This is a genomic window from Nocardia sichangensis, assembly GCF_047200615.1.
Lineage (GTDB): Bacteria > Actinomycetota > Actinomycetes > Mycobacteriales > Mycobacteriaceae > Nocardia > Nocardia sichangensis.
Map to the genome: position 1 here is coordinate 1 of NZ_JBJZOK010000090.1, position 2,155 is coordinate 2,155.

The window sequence follows — 2,155 nt, forward strand, 5'->3', positions numbered from 1 at the left end:
TGTCAGCGCTCTTCGAAAATCCGGCCATCGGCGCTCTTTGAAAATCGGCCACCCATCCACGATCGGAAGGGTGATCTCAGTGCAGGAATGGGCGCAGATCAGGTATCTCCATGCGAGTGAGGGCCTGTCGATGCGGGCGATCGCGTCCCGGTTGGGCATCTCGCGGGACACGGTCTCGAGGGCGATCGCATCGGAGTCGCCGCCGCGATATCAGCGGGTGTCGGGTCCCTCGGCGTTCGACGAGTTCGAGCCGCTGGTGCGGGAGCTGCTGGCGCAGTTCCCGGCGATGCCGGCGTCGGTGATCGCCGAGCGGGTGGGCTGGTCAGGGTCGCAGTCGTGGTTCCGTAAGAAAGTCGCGTCCCTGCGGCCGCAGTACGCACCAAAGGATCCGGCGGATCGGCTGGAGTATCGGCCCGGGGATCAGGCGCAGTGCGATCTGTGGTTCCCTCCGACACGGATCCCTCTGGGCGCCGGTCAGGTCGGGGCACCCCCGGTGCTGGTGATGGTGGCCTCGTTCTCGCGGTTCATCACCGCGGTGATGATTCCGACCCGGACCACCGCGGATCTGCTGGCCGGGATGTGGCAGCTGTTGTCGGGGCAGTTGGGGAAAGTCCCGCGCAGGCTGTTATGGGACAACGAATCAGGGATCGGCAAGGGCGGACACTTGGCCGTTGGGGTGGTGGCGTTCACCGGGATGCTGGCCACCCGGATCGTCCAGTGCAAGCCGTTCGACCCCGAGTCCAAGGGCATCGTCGAACGCGTGAACGGCTATCTCGAGACCTCGTTCCTGCCCGGCCGGTCGTTCAGTTCACCAGGAGATTTCAACACTCAGCTCGCCGAGTGGCTGCCGATCGCCAACGCTCGACACGTCCGGCGGCTCGCGGGTTCCCCGGCGGAGTTGGTCGGCATCGACCGGGCCGCGATGACGACACTGCCGCCGATCGCCCCGGCGGTCGGGTTCACCAGCCGCGCGCGGCTGCCGCGTGACTACTACCTGCGTGTCTTGGGCAACGACTACTCAATCGACCCGACGGTGATCGGACGACTGATCGATATCCACGCCGATCTGGATACCGTCACCGCCCGCTGCGACGGGCTGCTGGTGGCCACCCACCGCAGAGCCTGGTCGAAAGCAGTCACCATCACCGACCCCTCCCATGTCCGGACGGCCGCCCGATTGCGAGAAGCATTCGGACACAGAAAATCTCGGACCGCCAGCGATGATGATGGCGGGTTGATGCGTAACCTCGCCGACTACGACGCCTGTTTCGGCGTCGACTTCGGCAGCGAAGGTGTCGCGTGATGGCCGCACCCACCGACACCGCCAAGCAGATCGAGTACTACGCCAACGCGTTGAAGGCGCCGCGCATCCGCGACAGCGCCGCCCGCCTGGCCGACCAAGCCCGCGACGCCGGCTGGACCCATGAGGAATACCTCGCCGCGGTCCTGTCCCGCGAAGTGGCATCCCGAGAGTCCTCCGGCGCCGAAATCCGCATCCGCGCAGCAGGCTTCCCCGCCCGCAAAGCGATCGAGGAATTCAACTTCGACCACCAGCCCGCTCTCAAACGCGACACCATCGCGCATCTGGGCACCGGCCAGTTCATCACCAAAGCCCAGAACGTGGTGCTCCTCGGGCCACCGGGAACCGGCAAAACCCACCTGTCGATCGGTTTGGGCATCGCCGCCGCCCACCACGGCCACCGCGTCCTGTTCGCCACCGCCGTCGACTGGGTCACCCGCCTGCAAACCGCCCACCAGCACGGCCGCCTCGCCGCCGAACTGGCCAAACTCCGCCGCTACGGACTACTGATCGTCGACGAGGTCGGCTACATCCCCTTCGAACAAGACGCAGCGAACCTGTTCTTCCAACTGGTCTCCAGCCGCTACGAACACGCCTCGCTGATCCTGACCTCGAACCTGCCGTTCTCCCGCTGGGGCGACGTGTTCAGCGACCACGTCGTCGCCGCGGCCATGATCGACCGCATCGTCCACCACGCCGACGTCCTGACCCTCAAAGGAAACAGCTACCGACTCCGCAACACCGAAATCGACACACTCCCGTCCATGCGAACAGACAACACGGCAGACTAAAACAACCACCAAGTGGCCGATCTTCGACGAGCGCCACCGGCCTACATTTCGAAGAGCGTCGACA

At 65.5% G+C, this 2,155-nt stretch carries 2 protein-coding genes; both read left to right on the top strand.

Annotated features, from left to right (window positions below):
* Nucleotides 1–79: 79 nt before the first annotated feature.
* Entirely contained in the window at nt 80–1,303 is a 1,224-nt protein-coding gene (gene istA / locus ACL03I_RS39215; protein WP_412808629.1) for an IS21 family transposase, read from the top strand.
* Nucleotides 1,303–2,091 carry an IS21-like element helper ATPase IstB gene (istB, locus tag ACL03I_RS39220; protein ID WP_412808628.1) on the top strand — a complete coding sequence of 263 codons (789 nt, stop codon included), beginning with the start codon at nt 1,303–1,305 and terminating at the stop codon, nt 2,089–2,091. Before istA ends, istB begins: the two co-directional genes overlap by 1 nt.
* Nucleotides 2,092–2,155 lie beyond the last annotated feature (64 nt).

Excerpts from the sequence above, each read along its gene's own strand:
- istB (WP_412808628.1), top strand. The coding sequence starts at position 1,303 with ATGGCCGCACCCACCGACACCGCCAAGCAGATCGAGTACTACGCCAAC.